15 protein-coding genes are annotated in these 17,801 nt (G+C 55.9%); 12 read left to right on the forward strand and 3 right to left on the reverse strand.

What is annotated here, in order from left to right:
- Positions 1 to 22: 22 nt before the first annotated feature.
- Positions 23 to 781 (reverse strand): M48 family metallopeptidase, encoded by a 759-nt coding sequence (locus PYR66_03870; GenBank protein WEF28883.1) that lies wholly within the window; start codon positions 779 to 781, stop codon positions 23 to 25.
- Positions 782 to 1,061: 280 nt separating this feature from the next.
- Here PYR66_03870 and tkt point away from each other — a divergent pair, with 280 nt between their 5' ends.
- The 4 genes from tkt (at position 1,062) to fbaA (ending at position 6,863) form a co-directional block, all read left to right on the forward strand.
- Complete coding sequence (tkt, locus tag PYR66_03875) at positions 1,062 to 3,053, forward strand: transketolase (protein ID WEF28884.1); 1,992 nt, start codon at positions 1,062 to 1,064, stop codon at positions 3,051 to 3,053.
- 385 nt (positions 3,054 to 3,438) lie between these two features.
- Positions 3,439 to 4,458 (forward strand): erythrose-4-phosphate dehydrogenase, encoded by a 1,020-nt coding sequence (gene epd / locus PYR66_03880; GenBank protein ID WEF28885.1) that lies wholly within the window; start codon positions 3,439 to 3,441, stop codon positions 4,456 to 4,458.
- 51 nt (positions 4,459 to 4,509) lie between these two features.
- Positions 4,510 to 5,673 carry a phosphoglycerate kinase gene (gene pgk, locus PYR66_03885; GenBank protein ID WEF28886.1) on the forward strand — a complete coding sequence of 388 codons (1,164 nt, stop codon included), beginning with the start codon at positions 4,510 to 4,512 and terminating at the stop codon, positions 5,671 to 5,673.
- A 110-nt stretch (positions 5,674 to 5,783) separates the two neighbouring features.
- The gene (gene fbaA, locus PYR66_03890; protein WEF28887.1) at positions 5,784 to 6,863 is read left to right on the forward strand and encodes a class II fructose-bisphosphate aldolase; all 1,080 of its coding nucleotides are present in this window, start codon (positions 5,784 to 5,786) and stop codon (positions 6,861 to 6,863) included.
- An 87-nt stretch (positions 6,864 to 6,950) separates the two neighbouring features.
- Here the strand turns inward: fbaA and PYR66_03895 are convergent, their stop codons facing one another.
- The gene (locus PYR66_03895; protein WEF28888.1) at positions 6,951 to 7,856 is read right to left on the reverse strand and encodes a carbamate kinase; all 906 of its coding nucleotides are present in this window, start codon (positions 7,854 to 7,856) and stop codon (positions 6,951 to 6,953) included.
- A 328-nt stretch (positions 7,857 to 8,184) separates the two neighbouring features.
- Between PYR66_03895 and PYR66_03900 the strand changes: the two genes are divergently transcribed.
- The 8 genes from PYR66_03900 (at position 8,185) to PYR66_03935 (ending at position 16,758) form a co-directional block, all read left to right on the forward strand.
- A complete protein-coding gene (locus PYR66_03900) occupies positions 8,185 to 9,408 on the forward strand; it encodes an MFS transporter (protein ID WEF28889.1) in 1,224 nt (407 codons plus the stop codon).
- A gap of 13 nt (positions 9,409 to 9,421) precedes the next feature.
- Positions 9,422 to 11,083: an acyl-CoA synthetase FdrA gene (locus tag PYR66_03905; protein WEF28890.1), complete on the forward strand. Its 1,662-nt coding sequence runs from the start codon at positions 9,422 to 9,424 to the stop codon at positions 11,081 to 11,083.
- A 16-nt stretch (positions 11,084 to 11,099) separates the two neighbouring features.
- The gene (locus PYR66_03910; GenBank protein WEF28891.1) at positions 11,100 to 12,362 is read left to right on the forward strand and encodes a DUF1116 domain-containing protein; all 1,263 of its coding nucleotides are present in this window, start codon (positions 11,100 to 11,102) and stop codon (positions 12,360 to 12,362) included.
- Between the two features lie 40 nt (positions 12,363 to 12,402).
- The gene (locus tag PYR66_03915; protein ID WEF28892.1) at positions 12,403 to 13,236 is read left to right on the forward strand and encodes a DUF2877 domain-containing protein; all 834 of its coding nucleotides are present in this window, start codon (positions 12,403 to 12,405) and stop codon (positions 13,234 to 13,236) included.
- Complete coding sequence (gene allS / locus PYR66_03920; GenBank protein ID WEF28893.1) at positions 13,193 to 14,125, forward strand: HTH-type transcriptional activator AllS; 933 nt, start codon at positions 13,193 to 13,195, stop codon at positions 14,123 to 14,125. Before PYR66_03915 ends, allS begins: the two co-directional genes overlap by 44 nt.
- Positions 14,126 to 14,254: 129 nt before the next feature.
- The gene (locus tag PYR66_03925) at positions 14,255 to 15,112 is read left to right on the forward strand and encodes a small-conductance mechanosensitive channel MscS (protein WEF28894.1); all 858 of its coding nucleotides are present in this window, start codon (positions 14,255 to 14,257) and stop codon (positions 15,110 to 15,112) included.
- Between the two features lie 151 nt (positions 15,113 to 15,263).
- Positions 15,264 to 15,905: an arginine exporter ArgO gene (gene argO, locus PYR66_03930; protein ID WEF28895.1), complete on the forward strand. Its 642-nt coding sequence runs from the start codon at positions 15,264 to 15,266 to the stop codon at positions 15,903 to 15,905.
- Between the two features lie 85 nt (positions 15,906 to 15,990).
- Positions 15,991 to 16,758: an oxidative stress defense protein gene (locus PYR66_03935; protein ID WEF28896.1), complete on the forward strand. Its 768-nt coding sequence runs from the start codon at positions 15,991 to 15,993 to the stop codon at positions 16,756 to 16,758.
- Between the two features lie 54 nt (positions 16,759 to 16,812).
- On the opposite strand, the gene argP is transcribed toward PYR66_03935, so the two are convergent.
- Entirely contained in the window at positions 16,813 to 17,706 is an 894-nt protein-coding gene (gene argP, locus PYR66_03940) for a DNA-binding transcriptional regulator ArgP (GenBank protein ID WEF28897.1), read from the reverse strand.
- Between the last annotated feature and the right edge of the window lie 95 nt (positions 17,707 to 17,801).

Raw genomic sequence — 17,801 nt, forward strand, 5'->3', positions numbered from 1 at the left:
CGATAATGCCTCCCGCTGTCGATTATTTAATCCCGTCGGCTTTCATACGATCGCGAATATGCTGAGCGCGTTCCTCCGATGCCGGGTGATCGTCAAACATCGAGCTCTGACGACCGGACTCCAGCTTGGCCAGTTTTTCAAAGCTGGTGGCCAGACCCGATGGATTGATGCCGCGTTTACGCAGCAGATCGTAAGAGTAGTCGTCCGCTTCTGATTCCTGGCGCTGGGAGAACTGCGAGTTCACCAGTTTTTCGCCCAGATCGCCCAGTTGCGACTGCGACAGGCTGCCGACAATGCCGCCAGCGGAGGCCGCCGCCGCGCGCACGGCGTTGGTGCCCAGCGCGACCTGCATGCCTTTCTTGACGTGGCCAAGCGCCACGTGGCCCATTTCGTGGCCGATCACCGCTTCGACCTCGTTGTCGTTCATCAGATCCATCAGGCCGCTATAAACGCGAATGCAGCCGTTGGCCATCGCAAAGGCGTTAACGTCTTTGGTTTCATAGACCTTGTAGTTGACCGCCTGACCGTTGATGTTATCGCCGAGCGCGGAGGCAATTTTGCTCAGGCGTTTGCTGTACTCGCTGCCAGCCGGAGAGATAGTGGCTTTGGCATCCATCTCTTTACAGGCCTGGTCGCTTAAGGTTTTCACCTGCTCGTCGTTAAGAGAGTAAGCCTGGAATGCTTCGGCGCCTGAGCTGAGCAGAGCGTTGGAGTCCATGTTCTGACAGCCGGTAAGCGTTGCTGCGATCCCAAAGGCAAGAACGGTTGAGCGAATTTTCATTTTTATCTTCCACAATCTTATGGTTTTTTATCCGAAAAATGGGCGACGACGGACCCGCCTCGTCCTGTGCAAAGTATAAATAGTATCTCATTATCCGGGCGAGTGGATTCCGGGGCAGCACAACGTGTTCCAGAGATTTCTTAAATAGGCAAAAGGATGCTCCATGTACATGCTTTGTCGCTTGGGTTACATTGTTCACACTTTTTTCCGGCGTAGCCCAAAACGCGCTCTCGTCAAGTCGTTAAGGGCATGGCCTTCCAACATCCGAACTGGAGTCAAAATGTCCTCACGTAAAGAGCTTGCCAACGCTATTCGTGCGCTGAGCATGGACGCTGTACAGAAAGCCAAATCCGGCCACCCTGGCGCCCCGATGGGCATGGCTGACATTGCCGAAGTCCTGTGGCGTGATTTCCTGAACCATAACCCGCAGAACCCGTCCTGGGCCGATCGCGACCGCTTCGTGCTGTCCAACGGCCACGGCTCCATGCTGATTTACAGCCTGCTGCACCTCACCGGTTATGATCTGCCGATCGAAGAACTGAAAAACTTCCGTCAGCTGCACTCCAAAACCCCGGGTCACCCGGAAGTGGGTTACACCGCAGGCGTGGAAACCACTACCGGCCCACTGGGCCAGGGTATCGCTAATGCGGTCGGTATGGCCATCGCGGAAAAAACGCTGGCGGCGCAGTTCAACCGTCCGGGTCACGACATCGTTGACCACTTCACCTACGCCTTCATGGGCGATGGCTGCATGATGGAAGGCATTTCTCACGAAGTGTGCTCCCTGGCCGGTACCCTGAAACTGGGTAAACTGGTGGCGTTCTATGATGACAACGGCATCTCCATTGATGGCCATGTTGAAGGCTGGTTCACCGACGATACCGCTAAACGCTTTGAAGCCTACGGCTGGCACGTGGTGCGCGGCGTTGACGGTCACGACGCTGACGCCATCAAACGCGCGGTCGAAGAAGCACGCGCGGTCACCGACAAACCGTCCCTGCTGATGTGCAAAACCATCATCGGCTTCGGTTCGCCGAACAAAGCGGGCACCCACGACTCCCACGGCGCGCCGCTGGGCGACGCGGAAATTGCGCTGACCCGCGAGGCCCTGGGCTGGCATCACCCGGCCTTCGAAATCCCGTCTGACATCTACGCGCAGTGGGATGCGAAAGAAGCCGGTCAGACCAAAGAAGCGGCATGGAACGAGAAGTTCGCCGCCTACGCGAAAGCCTTCCCGCAGGAAGCGGCAGAATTTACCCGTCGTATGAAAGGCGACATGCCGTCTGACTTCGACGCGAAAGCCAACGAATTCATCGCCAAACTGCAGGCGAACCCGGCGAAAATCGCCAGCCGTAAAGCCTCGCAGAATGCCATTGAAGCGTTCGGCCCGCTGCTGCCGGAGTTCCTCGGCGGTTCCGCCGACCTGGCGCCGTCCAACCTGACCCTGTGGTCTGGTTCTAAAGCTATCAACGAAGACACCGCGGGTAACTACATCCATTACGGCGTGCGTGAATTCGGTATGACCGCGATTGCTAACGGTATCTCGCTGCACGGCGGCTTCCTGCCGTACACCTCCACCTTCCTGATGTTCGTGGAATATGCGCGTAACGCGGTACGTATGGCGGCGCTGATGAAACAGCGTCAGGTGATGGTCTATACCCATGACTCCATTGGTCTGGGCGAAGACGGCCCGACTCACCAGCCGGTCGAACAGGTGGCTTCTCTGCGCGTGACCCCGAACATGAGCACATGGCGTCCGTGTGACCAGGTGGAATCCGCGATCGCGTGGAAATACGGCGTAGAGCGTCAGGACGGCCCGACCGCGCTGATCCTCTCCCGTCAGAACCTGGCGCAGCAGGAACGTACCGCGGAACAGCTGGCGAACGTTGCCCGCGGCGGTTACGTACTGAAAGATTGCGCCGGTCAGCCGGAACTGATCTTCATCGCTACCGGTTCAGAAGTTGAGCTGGCGGTAGCCGCGTGGGACAAACTGACTGCCGAAGGCGTGAAGGCGCGTGTGGTCTCCATGCCGTCCACCGACGCGTTCGACAAGCAGGATGCGGCGTACCGTGAATCCGTACTGCCGAAAGCGGTCTCTGCCCGTGTGGCGGTGGAAGCCGGTATCGCGGACTACTGGTTCAAATACGTTGGCCTGAACGGCGCTATCGTTGGCATGACCACCTTCGGTGAGTCTGCGCCGGCAGAGCTGCTGTTCGAAGAGTTCGGCTTCACCGTCGATAACGTGGTCGCGAAAGCGAAAGCGCTGCTGTAATCGCTATTACGGTGCGGGCTGATGCTCTCACCCCAACCCTCTCCCACAGGAGAGGGTGCAAATACCAAAAACGGTAACCCCTGGGTTACCGTTTTACTTTTACCCCGCTACCCGGCTTTTTTGTATCTGCTATTCCTGATTCATGTAATACAGCTGTAAATTATTCCATCAAAAATGTGACGTAAGTCATATAGCTGGTTTATTGATCTGGACAATCATTCCTTTTATTCCGACTTTGGCTTATTCTGGCTGAAGCGTTTCAGTCGTATAAATGTTCGACAATTAACCAATCAGTCGCAGTTTGCGGCAGGTAAGGTTCCCCTGAAGGCGTTGCTGGATTACTCTGTCAGCCACCTCAAATCAGGGATAATCTTGCAGGAGACCTATGACCATACGCATTGCGATTAATGGCTTCGGTCGCATAGGACGCAACGTGGTTCGTGCCTTATATGAATCCGGGCGTCGTGCGGAAATCACCGTGGTGGCGATCAATGAACTGGCGGATGCCGCAGGCATCGCGCATTTATTGAAGTACGACACCAGCCATGGCCGTTTTTCCTGGGATGTTCGCCAGGAACGAGAGCAGCTGTATGTCGGCGATGATGTCGTTCGTCTGCTGCATGAGCCTTCCATTGCGGCGCTGCCGTGGCAGGAACTGGCGGTGGATGTCGTGCTGGACTGTACCGGCGTATACGGTAGCCGTGAACATGGCGAAGCCCATCTTCAGGCTGGCGCGAAGAAAGTGCTCTTTTCACATCCTGGCGGCAACGATCTCGACGCAACGGTCGTCTTCGGCGTCAACCATGACGAGCTGCGCGCGGAGCACCGCATTGTCTCTAACGCCTCCTGTACCACCAACTGCATTATTCCGGTCATTAAACTGCTAGATGATGCCTACGGCATTGAGTCAGGAACGGTAACGACAATCCACTCCGCCATGCACGATCAGCAGGTGATCGATGCCTATCATCCGGATCTGCGGCGCACGCGTGCGGCCAGTCAATCCATTATTCCGGTTGATACTAAACTTGCAGCGGGGATCACCCGTATTTTCCCGCAGTTTAACGATCGTTTTGAGGCGATCGCGGTACGCGTACCGACGATTAACGTTACGGCAATTGACCTGAGCGTGACGGTGAAAAAACCGGTAAAGGCCTGTGAAGTCAACCAATTGCTGCAAAAAGCAGCACAGGGAACATTTCATGGTATAGTTGACTATACGGAATTACCGTTGGTCTCGACAGATTTTAACCATGATCCGCATAGCGCCATCGTCGATGGCACGCAAACCCGGGTCAGTGGCACGCATCTGATCAAAACATTGGTCTGGTGCGATAACGAATGGGGCTTTGCTAACCGAATGCTCGACACGACGTTAGCGATGGCCGCGCAAGGTTTCAGGTAAAGCGCTACGGCGCTTGCAAAACTTTATCAAGAATCAACGAGAGGATTCACCATGTCTGTAATTAAGATGACCGATTTGGATCTGGCTGGTAAACGCGTTTTCATCCGTGCCGATCTGAACGTACCCGTTAAAGATGGCAAAGTGACCAGCGACGCGCGTATCCGTGCTTCCCTGCCGACCATCGAACTGGCGCTGAAACAGGGCGCTAAAGTAATGGTGACTTCTCACCTCGGTCGTCCGACTGAAGGCGAATACAACGAAGAATTCTCTCTGTTGCCGGTTGTTAATTACCTGAAAGACAAACTGTCTAACCCGGTACGTCTGGTTAAAGACTACCTGGATGGCGTTGACGTTGCCGCTGGTGAACTGGTGGTTCTGGAAAACGTGCGCTTCAACAAAGGTGAGAAAAAAGACGACGAAGAGCTGTCTAAGAAATACGCTGCGCTGTGCGACGTATTCGTGATGGACGCTTTCGGCACCGCGCACCGCGCACAGGCTTCCACCCACGGTATCGGTAAATTCGCCGATGTCGCTTGCGCAGGCCCGCTGCTGGCGGCTGAACTCGACGCACTGGGTAAAGCGCTGAAAGAACCGGCTCGTCCGATGGTCGCTATCGTTGGCGGTTCTAAAGTGTCCACCAAACTGACCGTTCTGGACTCACTGTCCAAAATTGCTGACCAGCTGATCGTCGGCGGCGGTATCGCGAACACCTTCGTTGCCGCTCAGGGCCACAATGTCGGTAAATCCCTGTACGAAGCTGACCTGGTTGACGAAGCTAAGCGTCTGCTGAGCACCTGCGATATTCCGGTTCCGACTGACGTACGCGTCGCGACCGAATTCTCTGAAACTGCCGCCGCGACCCTGAAATCCGTTAACGACATCAAAGATGAAGAGCAGATTCTGGACCTCGGCGACGTTTCCGCACAGAAATTGGCTGATATCCTGAAAAACGCGAAAACCATCCTGTGGAACGGTCCGGTCGGCGTATTTGAATTCCCGAACTTCCGTAAAGGTACTGAAATCGTCGCTAATGCTATTGCAGACAGCGAAGGCTTCTCTATCGCAGGCGGCGGCGACACCCTGGCGGCGATTGACCTGTTCGGTATCGCTGACAAAATCTCCTACATCTCCACTGGCGGCGGCGCATTCCTCGAATTCGTGGAAGGCAAAGTTCTGCCGGCAGTAGCCATGCTCGAAGAGCGCGCTAAGCAGTAATTTAGTTCAGGCGGGGAAACCCGCCTGTTTTTCAGCGCGCTAACGTACAACTTTGTACAGCTCGCGAACCTTCTTCAACGGTCGAAGATACAGATACAGGACTAAGTAACATGTCTAAAATTTTTGATTTCGTAAAACCGGGCGTCATCACTGGCGACGACGTTCAGAAAGTGTTCCAGGTAGCTAAAGAAAACAACTTTGCTCTGCCAGCGGTAAACTGCGTGGGAACTGATTCCATCAACGCCGTTCTGGAAGCTGCTGCTAAAGTTCGTTCTCCGGTTATCGTTCAGTTCTCCAACGGCGGCGCGGCGTTCATCGCGGGCAAAGGCGTGAAAACTGACGTTCCTCAGGGCGCGGCAATCCTTGGTGCTATCTCTGGCGCGCATCACGTTCACCAGATGGCTGAACACTACGGCGTGCCGGTTATCCTGCACACTGACCACTGCGCGAAGAAACTGCTGCCGTGGATCGACGGTCTGCTGGACGCGGGTGAAAAACACTTCGCCGCTACCGGCAAACCGCTGTTCTCTTCCCACATGATCGACCTGTCTGAAGAGTCCCTGCACGAAAACATCGAGATCTGCTCTAAATACCTGGCTCGTATGGCCAAAATGGGCATGACTCTGGAAATCGAACTGGGTTGCACCGGCGGCGAAGAAGACGGCGTGGACAACAGCCACATGGACGCTTCCGCTCTGTACACCCAGCCGGAAGACGTTGATTATGCGTATACCGAACTGAGCAAAATCAGCCCGCGTTTCACCATCGCGGCGTCCTTCGGTAACGTACACGGCGTTTACAAGCCGGGTAACGTGGTTCTGACCCCGACCATCCTGCGCGACTCTCAGGAATATGTTTCTAAGAAACATAACCTGCCGCACAACAGCCTGAACTTCGTCTTCCACGGCGGTTCCGGTTCTTCCGCTCAGGAAATCAAAGACTCCGTAAGCTACGGTGTAGTGAAAATGAACATCGATACCGATACCCAATGGGCGACCTGGGACGGTATCCTGCAGTACTACAAAACCAACGAAGCTTACCTGCAGGGCCAGCTGGGCAACCCGAAAGGCGAAGACCAGCCGAACAAGAAATACTACGATCCGCGCGTATGGCTGCGTGCTGCTCAGACCTCAATGGTGACTCGTCTGGAGCAGGCATTCAAAGAGCTGAACGCGATCGACGTTCTGTAATTTCGTATGCTGCGAGCGTAAGGAAGGAAAACGACGTTTTCCTTCCTGGCCGGTATAAAAATGGCTTCCTACGGGAAGCCATTTTTTTTAGCGGGTTACGCAGGTGCCTTTCTTGCCAGCCAGTATCTGCGGCGCATCCTTTAACGCGCCGATAAACGCGCGATTCCCGGTATGCTCGACAAACTGAATCACCGCTTCCGCTTTCGGACCCATTGCGCCGTCTGGCGCGGCAAACGGCGCGAGCGTAGCAACGGTGACATGATGCAGCGGGCGGGCCTGCGGCGTTCCCCAATCGGCATACACGGCATCGGCATCCGTCAGAATCAGCAGATGGTCGGCATTAATCGCGCTGGCAAGCGCCGCCGCCGTCAGATCTTTATCGATAACCGCTTCCACCCCTCGGTAGCCGTGCGTCCCGGCGACCACCGGGATCCCGCCGCCGCCGCAGCAAATCACCAGATGACCGGCATCCATCAGCGTCTCGATCGCCGCGCTATCAACAATATTCAGCGGCTTCGGCGACGGAACGACCCGGCGGATATAACCGCCGTCCGCTTTCATCTGCCAACCATAGCGTTTTTCCAACTCCGCCTGCTGCTGCGGCGGATACACCGGGCCGATATATTTACCGGGGGCGGCAAAGGCGTCATCATTCGCCGCTACCTCCACGCGGGTCATTAGGGTGCTAACCGGTGTACCGCCAGCGTATTGCATCAACTCCTGGGCGATAGCGAAACCAATCATCCCCTGGCTTTCCGCCACCAGAATATCCAGCGGCCAGGCGGGGGACTCGCTATAGGCGGCGTTTTGCAGCGCCAGCAAGCCAACCTGCGGGCCATTGCCGTGTACGATCACCAACTGATAATCACGGGCTAATTCAGCCGCCATCCGGGCAAAGAGTTGAATACTGCGCTGCTGGTTTTCCGCGCTAAGCACTTCTCCGCGCTGCAGTAACGCATTACCGCCCAGCGCAATGACAATTTTCTTTTTCATGATGACCTCATTGAACAAAAGGATGTGCGCTAAAAATATCGTTTTAGCGCTCTGGTAATGTGATGAGATCGCCACTTCATGGAGAGTCAAAAATATCTCGCCAATAAATATTATATTCGCTGCTTTTATTTAAATATTTTTTAAAGTGATTATTAGATTTTTTTTAATAATGCTGATGCCAGTTTTTAGTAATTTAAAACAATAAGTTTTGTGTGACTTTGTTCAAAAGAAATTTGTGGTTAGCCCGATATGGTTACCGTAGTTAAATCATCAATCCCTCACGCATCGGCTGTGATGCCATGAGGCGAATATTGCCGGGAGAAAACTTATGTCAGGAACGTATGAGGTCACCGAGGTGACGAAAAGAAAAGGAATACCGGCCTGGTGGGTCACGGTATTTCTTTTCTGGTTAGGTTGGGTATTTATGTATGCCGACCGCACGGTATTAAATCCGGTGATGGGGGAACTGGAAAAAGAGTTTGGTTTAAGCGGCACGCAATTAGGTATTCTCAACTCTGTTTTTTATTTTTCTTACGCTTTGCTGCAGGTCCCGGCGGGAATTCTCGGCGACAAAATTGGTAAGAAAAAAGTGCTGGTGCCAGGGTTTATTCTGTTCGGCGTATTTACTGCCGTCACCGGTTGGGTAAAAAGCTGGTATATGCTGCTGTTTGCCCGTGCGATCACCGGCGCTGGCGAGGGAACGTATTATGGCCCGCAGTACGGTTTGTCTTCTGAGCAGATCCCGAAAAAATTCCGTTCGCTGGGTAGCGCGATTATCAATAGCGGCATGGCCTTCGGTATTGCCCTTGGCCTGATGACGTCGAGCTGGCTGGTTTACGATCTGGGCTATTCATGGCGGATGCCATTCTACGCCATGGCGGTACCATCGGTGCTGGTCGGGATTGCCATCTGGCTATTCGTGAAAGAGAAAAAGCGTACCGCTGACGCCGACGGTAAGCCGGTGCAAAAAGGCAAATTTAGCGATCTGCTGAAAAACCGTAATTTAATTCTGACTTATATCATGGTGTTCTGCAGTTTGTTCGGATTCTTCGTGATTCTGACCTGGCTTCCTTATTATCTGCAAAATGAACGCGGCATTGCCGGTAGTGAAACTGGATTTATTTCATCGCTGGTTGCGTGGATTTCTATTCCCGGCGCGCTGCTGTTCTCTGGCCTGTCGGATAAATTAGGCCGCCGTAAACCATTAATTCTGTTCCTCGTGCCGGTGGCGATCGCCAGCATGCTGTCAATTATTTGGATGCCGAGCATGGGCGGGGTCATCGCCGCGCTGTGCGTGTATGGCCTGGTCGGCAAACTGGCGCTGGATCCGGTGCTGGTGGCGCTGGTTGCCGATAGCGTCGATGAAACCAATTACAGCACCGCATTTGGTTTATTTAATTTTATCGGCATGAGCTCATCGATTCTGGCGCCAATTATTGCAGGCGCGGCGCGTGATATTACCGGCAGTCTGGCATCGAGTTTTTATGTTTCCGCCGGGTTGCTGGTTGTTGGTCTGGTCGCCATGCTGTTTTTAAAAGAAAAACGCACATAAAGAGGTAGCGGTAATGATTTACGCTTTTATTAAAAAGGGAAGCTTTCAGGACTCCGTGAGCCTGATGATTATTTCCCGCAAATTAAGTGAACGCCCGGAAGTGGATCAGGTTTCGGTGATGATGGGAACCCCGGCGAATAAATCGATGCTGGAATCGACCGGTTTCTGGCACCCGGATTTTACCGAAGCCACGCCTAATGATATTTGCGTAGCGGTACGCACCCATGAAGCGCAGCCGGAAATCCTCGATTTAATCCGCGAGCAGTTAGAGAAAGAGCTGAGCGCTATCGCCAATGCGTCGGGAAGCTCTACGCAGCTGATTAAGGCGCGGCGCTGGGAGAGCGCTTGCCAGAAACTGCCGGACGCTAACCTGCTGTTGGTATCGGTGGCTGGCGAGTACGCCGCCGGAGTGGCGAAAGAGGGGCTGCTGGCGAACAAGAGCGTCATGCTGTTCTCCGATAACGTCTCGCTGGAGCAAGAGGTGGAGCTGAAAACGCTGGCCCGCGAGAAGGGGCTTATCGTGATGGGGCCGGACTGTGGAACGGCGATGATCGCCGGCAGCCCGCTGGCCTTTGCCAACGTTTTGCCGCAGGGCGGGATTGGCGTGATTGGCGCGTCAGGGACCGGGATCCAGGAAATCACCTCGCAGGTGGCGTTGCACCAGCAGGGAATTAGCCACGCTATCGGCCTTGGCGGGCGCGATCTCAGCGCTGAAGTCGGCGGTATCAGCGCCCTGACCGCGCTGGAGATGTTGGCGGCTGACAGCGCGACGCAGGTTATCGCCTTTGTTTCGAAACCGCCGTCGCCGCAGGTTCGTTCCCGCATTATTGCGGCGATGCAAAAACAGCATAAACCGGTGGTGGCGCTGTTCCTTGGCAGCCGCGCCGAGCAGTGCCGCGAGGGCAACGTCTGGCTGGCGAATTCGCTGGCGGATGCCGCGCAGTTGTCGGTACTGCTGATGCGCGTGGCGCAGCAGCGGCAGAGCCAGCCGCAGGTCGCGGGCAAGGGAATTTATGGTTTGTATGCTGGCGGCACCCTCGCCGCCGAGGCTGCGATGCTGCTCTCCGCTAATCTGGGGATCCCTGTGAGCGACAGCCACGCCGACGGCGTGATGCTGGAAGCCGACGGGCACCGCATTGTCGATCTTGGCGACGATAGCTACACCCTCGGCAGACCGCATCCGATGATCGACCCGACCACCCGTAGCATTGAAATCGAGAAGCTGGCGGCCATGCCGGAAGTCGGCGTGCTGCTGCTGGATGTAGTGTTGGGCTACGGCGCCTGTGCGGATCCGGCTGGCGCCGTGGTGGAAGCCGTCGAGCAAGTTCGCGGCAAACGCGCCACACCGTTGGTCGTCATCGCCACCATGACCGGCACAGATGCCGACCCGCAGGGGCGGAGCGGGCAGATCGCCATCTTGCGCGAGGCCGGGATTGCGGTGGTGGATACCCTCGAAGAGGCGGTGCTGCTGGCGGTTAGTCTGACGCAGCATCAACCGTCTTGTGAATCGGCAGCGCACAACCCGCTGCTCGACGGCGTTCAGGTTATCAATGCCGGATTGCGCAGCTTCGCGCTGGATCTGCAAAGCAGCGGTACGCCGGTGGTGCATTACCAGTGGGCGCCTGTTGCCGGCGGCAACGCTCATCTCGCCAGTTTACTCAAGCAGTTACATTAAGTTCAGAGGTATGGATATGTACTCATCTATTGCACAGGCTAACGAAGCCATTATCGAACGAATGAAAGCCGCGCGCCCGCATTGGGTTGCGGTACGCCCTGCGAAAGACGCGGTGGCTGAATTATCTTCTGGACGTAAATTACTGCACGCCGGGCCGCCGATCGCCTGGCTGGAGATGACCGGGCCGATGCGCGGAGCCTGTATTGGCGCGTCGTTGTTTGAAGGGTGGGCGGCGAGCGAAGAAGACGCCGTGCGCATGCTGGAGCAGGGCGAGGTGGAATTCATCCCTTGTCATCACGTGGGCGCAGTAGGACCGATGGGCGGGATCACCTCGGCGAATATGCCGGTGCTGGTGGTGCGCGATGTGGTTCATGGCAATCAATCGTGCTGCAACCTTAATGAAGGGATTGGCAAAGTGATGCGCTTTGGGGCCTACGGCGAGGACGTGCAGATGCGTCTGCGCTGGATGCGCGATACCCTCGCGCCGGTGCTGCAGGACGCGCTGTCGCGCATGGAAAACGGCATTGACCTGACGGCAATGATGGCGCAGGCAATTACCATGGGGGATGAGTTTCACCAGCGTAATATCGCCGCTTCATCGCTGCTGCTGCGTACGCTGTCGCCGGTGATTGCTGGTCTGGATCGGCCGAATGCAGAGATTGTCGCGGTATTGCAGTTCCTTAGCGTGACCGATCAGTTTTTCCTTAACCTGGCGATGGCCTACAGCAAAGCGGTGATGGATGCGGCGGCGGAAATTAAAGCCGGTTCAGTGGTGACCGCGATGACCCGCAACGGTCGCGAGTTTGGCATTCGCGTTAGCGGTACCGGCGACCGCTGGTTTACCGCGCCGGTGAATACGCCGCAGGGGCTGTTCTTCACCGGCTACAGTCAGGCCGACGCCAACCCGGATATCGGCGATAGCGCGATTACCGAAACGCTGGGGATCGGCGGGGCGGCGATGATTGCCGCCCCGGGCGTCACGCGCTTTGTCGGCGCAGGTGGAATGGGCGCTGCGCTGGAGACCTCGGAAGAGATGTCTGAAATTTACCTCGCCAACAACCCGCTGTTCCAGATCCCTTCCTGGGATTTCAAGGGCGCCTGTCTGGGGCTGGATGTTCGTCGGGTCGTGGAGACTGGTATCACGCCGCTTATCAATACCGGGATCGCCCATCGCGAAGCGGGTATTGGTCAGGTTGGGGCGGGAACCGTCCGGGCGCCGTTGTTGTGCTTTGAGAAAGCGCTGGAAGCGCTGGCGGAACTGCACCATATCACCGCCTGATTGGAAAAAGGGGCGGCCTCGCCGCCCCGGAGTCACCGCGATGAAAACGATCAACGCACTTGCCTGCACGGGCCTTGAGCAGCTGGCGGACGGCGTGTGGCAACGCCATAGCCAATTTTCGCAGGCGATCAATTTTTGCCACGCCGATGGCTCCCTGCTGACGTTATTCCGCTATGGCAAAGGGATAGGTCCGACGGGCATTCTGATGAGCAGCGCGCAGTTTGCACGGCTGGGGCATCTGACGCGGCTGGTCAAACACGGGGCGTTACTGTGGGGGGCGGGCGTGCTGATTCGTCCACGCCGGACGCTCAAATTACCTCTCCACACCGGCAATGCGCTCCCTCTCGATCTTTCTGCTTATTCCCACTCCAGCGGGCTGTGCGGCGCGCTCAATCAGCCACTGGCGGATATGCCGTTTTATTCATCATTAGTCAGCGAGCTTGAGCGTTGGTACCGCGGCGAGCGTCCGGACTGGCGCTGGCTTATCGGCAACGGGCCGGGATTAACCCCCAGCGGCGATGATATGCTTGCCGGGATGTTGGCGGCGCTGCACGGCGCGGGGTTTTCCTGCTGCCTGAAATCATTTATCCCCCCGGCGGATCAACTTGTGTCGCTGACAACTTCGGTAAGCTGTAGCTACCTGAATAGCGCCAGACGGGGCGAGTTTTCGCTACCGGTCGTTAAAGTGATGCGCGGGCTGCAGTCGACAAGCGATCCGCAGCGGGCTATTCAGCGCTTGCTGGCGGTTGGCCATACTTCAGGCGCTGATACGCTACTGGGAATTGCATTCGCGCAGCATTGGTTACAGAAAGTGGACTCAAGGAGAATGCATGCTCGATCAGGAAACCATCCGCACGTTTATTCAGGTCGCTGAGACCGGAAGTTTTTCCCGCGCGGCCAGCACGCTGCATAAAACGCCCGCGGCGATTAGCTATCGCATCAAAACGCTGGAAGAGCAGGTGGGGACGCAGCTCTTTTTGCGAACGACCCGCTCGGTGAGCCTGACGCTGGCCGGGCAGCATCTGCTTGAGCATTGCCGACAGTGGCTTAACTGGCTCGACGTGATGCCCGATGAACTCCAGCAAATTAATGCCGGTGTGGAAAGGCAGGTCAATATCGTTATCAATAACCTGCTGTATCAACCGCAAACCGCCGCGGATCTGCTGACCTGGCTGCATCAGCAGTTTCCCTTTACCCGCTTTCAGATTTCCCGCCAGGTCTATATGGGCGTCTGGGATTCGCTGTTATATGACGATTTCCAACTGGCGATTGGCGTCACCGGCTCGGAATCGCTGTCGAACAATATCTCCTTATTGCCGCTCGGTGATATTCGCTGGCAGTTTGTGGTGGCGCAGAACCATCCGCTTGCCAATCACCCCGCCGCGGTGCTGTCTGATGATATGCTGCGTCGCTATCCAGCGATCAATATCGAGGATACGTCGCGGACGCTAACCCGCCGCGTCGCCTGGCTGCTCAATGGGCAAAAAGAAATTAAGGTGCCGGACCTCAGCACCAAGCTGGCCTGTCATCTCAGCGGCCTGGGGGTGGGTTTTTTACCGGAACGGATGTGTCGTTCTTACCTGGAGTCCGGGGCGCTGGTGGCCCGTGCGGTCGCCAATGCCCGCCAGCCTTCTCCGCTCTCCGTTGCGTGGAAAAACGCCGGTAGCGGCAAAGTAGTCAGTGAAATCGCCCGGAAGTTTGAACACAAAGACGTGTTAGTCAGCGGATTTTTGCGGATGGTGGATTGTCCTGCGCAAGCGTGAAACAACATTGCTTTCATCTGGATCAGATTGAGAAATGGCATCTTCGGTGGTTTTTGTTTACCTTTAAAAGGTCATTTTCGTGAGAATGATCTCATTTGCTTTTTTTTGATATGACCCAAGGATTACTAAATGGAAGATTTGAACGTTGTCGATAGCATCAACCACGCCGGCACGTGGCTGGCGCGCAACCAGGAGTTGCTGCTGAGCTATGCCGTCAACATCGTAGCGGCTATCGTTATCCTGATCATCGGTATGATCGTGGCGCGCATTGTCTCTAATACCGTCAACCGCCTGATGCTGGCGCGTAAGATTGATGCCACTGTTGCCGATTTCCTCTCCGCGCTGGTGCGCTATGCGATTATCGCCTTTACGCTGATTGCCGCACTGGGCCGCGTAGGCGTACAGACGGCCTCGGTGATCGCCGTACTCGGCGCCGCCGGTTTGGCCGTTGGTCTGGCGTTGCAGGGATCGTTGTCAAACCTTGCGGCAGGCGTGCTGCTGGTGATGTTCCGTCCGTTCCGCGCTGGCGAATACGTCGATCTCGGCGGCATCGCAGGTACCGTGCAGAACGTGCAGATTTTCTCCACCACCCTGCGTACCGTCGATGGCAAAATCGTGGTCGTGCCGAATGCCAAAATCATCGCTGGCAATATCATTAACTTCTCCCGTGAACCGGCGCGCCGTAATGAGTTTATTATCGGTGTTCCTTACACTGCCGATATCGATAAGGTGAAACAGTTACTGACCGCCATTATCGAATCTGATGACCGTATCCTGCGTGACCGTGAAATGACCGTTCGTCTGAATGAACTGGGGGCTTCATCGGTAAACTTCGTGGTGCGCGTGTGGAGCAAAAGCGGTGATCTGCAAAACGTGTATTGGGATGTGCTGGAGCGTATTAAGCGCGATTTTGACGCCAACGGCATCAGTTTCCCGCATCAGCAGATGGATGTGCATATGGTTACCCCGCAGCAAAAAGCGCAGTAATTTTTTCTGTTATTGAGTAAGACCGGCGCTGCCGGTCTTTTTTTGCCTGCAATATTAGTCTTACTTATTAATGATTAAAATTATCAATTTCCGCTAATGATTTGATCGCGCTATATTCTTCGGCATGAACGAGCTAACCGGAAAATAAGAAATGCTATCGTATTACTTTCAAGGGCTTGCCTTGGGCGCAGCGATGATTCTGCCGCTTGGGCCGCAAAACGCCTTCGTGATGAATCAGGGGATCCGTCGGCAGTACCATTTAATGATTGCGCTACTGTGCGCGCTCAGCGATCTGGTATTAATCTGCGCCGGTATTTTCGGCGGTAGCGCGTTGCTGATGCAGTCGCCGTGGCTGCTGGCGCTGGTGACCTGGGGCGGTGTCGCCTTCTTGCTATGGTACGGCTTCGGCGCGTTGAAAACGGCAATGAGCGACAATCTCGAACTGGCCAGCGCCGAGGTGATGAAACAAGGGCGCTGGAAAATTATCGTCACCATGCTGGCGGTGACCTGGCTGAATCCGCATGTTTATCTCGATACCTTCGTGGTGCTGGGGAGCCTTGGCGGCCAGCTGGCGGTCGAACCGAAGCGCTGGTTCGCGCTGGGCACGATTAGCGCCTCGTTTTTATGGTTCTTCGGTCTGGCGCTGCTGGCGGCGTGGCTGGCGCCGCGTTTGCGCACCGCGCGGGCGCAGCGGATCATCAATATTCTCGTCGGGCTGGTGATGTGGTTTATCGCCCTACAGTTGGCGAAAGATGGCCTGCAACATATCCAGATGCTTATCAACCAGGCTTAGTCCGATGGACTTTCTGCGCGTAAGCGCTAAGCTAGCTGGCATGCGTCCTTAACATGGGCGAACTAAGCAAGATGGAGAAACGACAGTGAAGTTAAAAGTCTTAGCCCTGGCGGCAGCACTCGGATTCAGCACGATGGCGGTACAGGCAAATGAATTGCCCGATGGCCCGCATATTGTGACTTCAGGCACAGCAAGCGTTGACGCGGTTCCGGATATCGCCACTCTGGCGATTGAGGTTAATGTGGCGGCAAAAGATGCGGCATCAGCGAAAAAACAGGCTGACGACCGCGTGGCGCAGTACCTTTCTTTCCTCGAAAAGAACGGCATTGCGAAAAAAGATATCAGCTCGGCGAACCTGCGTACCCAGCCTGATTACGACTATCAGAATGGGAAAAGCATTCTGAAAGGCTATCGCGCGGTGCGCACCGTGGAAGTCACGCTGCGTCAGCTCGAAAAACTTAACGGTCTGCTGGACGGCGCTCTGAAGGCGGGTCTTAACGAAATTCGTTCTGTTTCGCTGGGCGTGGCGCAACCTGACGCCTACAAAGATAAAGCGCGTAAAGCGGCGATCGACGACGCGGTGCATCAGGCGCAGGAGCTGGCCGCAGGCTTCCACAGCAAGCTGGGCCCGGTCTATAGCGTGCGTTACCATGTCTCCAATTATCAGCCGAGCCCGATGGTTCGTATGATGAAGGCCGCTGACGCCGCGCCGGTCTCCGCGCAGGAAACCTACGAGCAGGCGACTATCCAGTTTGATGACCAGGTTGACGTGGTCTTTGAACTGCAGCCTGCACAGGCCGCTGCGCCAGCCGCGTCGGAGAAACCTGCCGAAGCGCCGAAACCGGCTCAGTAAGCCGTCGCGACAAAAAAGCCACTTCAGTGAAGTGGCTTTTTTTATGCCTGTCGTTTAATCCTGGCGCAGCACCTTGTGGCCGTAATCGATCAGCGCGTCGGTCACCCGGCGCATCATGCGGCTTTCCGGCGCGAAGCGGTGCCAGTACAGCATGCGGCGTTGGAACAGACCTGGCGTCAGGTCGATAAGCTCGCCGCTCTTGAGTTCTTTTTCAATCTGTAGATGCGGGATCATACAGCAGGTGGTGCCCTGACGCGCCAGCTGCACGAAGGCTTCTGACGAGTTGACGATATGGCAGGGCACGCTGCCAGGCGGCAGATCGAAGTTTTGTTGCAGGAACGCCTGGTGCATATCGTCCAGATGATCAAAAGCGACCACCGGCGCTTTCAGCAGCGCCGAACGCGTGACGCCGTTAGGGAAGTAGCGTTCTGCAAACCCCTTTGAGGCAACGAACAGGTAATCCAGCGCGCCGAGTTGATCGACGAGGCAGCTTGGCAGCGCCTGCGGCTGAATACTCACCGCGCCGACCACTTCTCCGCGGCGCAGGCGCTCCTGGGTGCGGGTTTCATCTTCCACCTGCAGATTGAGGCGAATAGGGGAGTCGGATAGCACGTTGGCCAGCGCCGGCAGCAACCAGGTCGCCAGGCTGTCGGCGTTGACCGCCAGCGACAGCAGCAGCGGCGTGGAGCCGGTTTGTTCATCGCCCAGCCACTCCTCTTCCAGCAGCTCAACCTGGCGCAACAGGGCTAACAGCTTTTGCCCTTGTTCGGTCGGACGCGGCGGCACGGTACGCACCAGCAGCGGTTGGCCGAACATGTTTTCCAGCTGTTTGATACGCTGTGAGACGGCGGACTGTGTAATACATAGCTTCTGCGCGGCGCGCTCAAACCCACGTTCCCTAATCACCGCATCCAGCGCTTGTAATGTTCTGTAGTCCGGTCGTTTCATTGTTTTGGCGTACCCCCATAACTTTTCGTTAACCCGCACTATGACATAAATTCGTTTTTGATAAAGGCGAAAATGGTCTGCTCAGATGTGTGATC

The organism is Klebsiella aerogenes, from assembly GCA_029027985.1.
Taxonomy (GTDB): domain Bacteria; phylum Pseudomonadota; class Gammaproteobacteria; order Enterobacterales; family Enterobacteriaceae; genus Klebsiella; species Klebsiella aerogenes_A.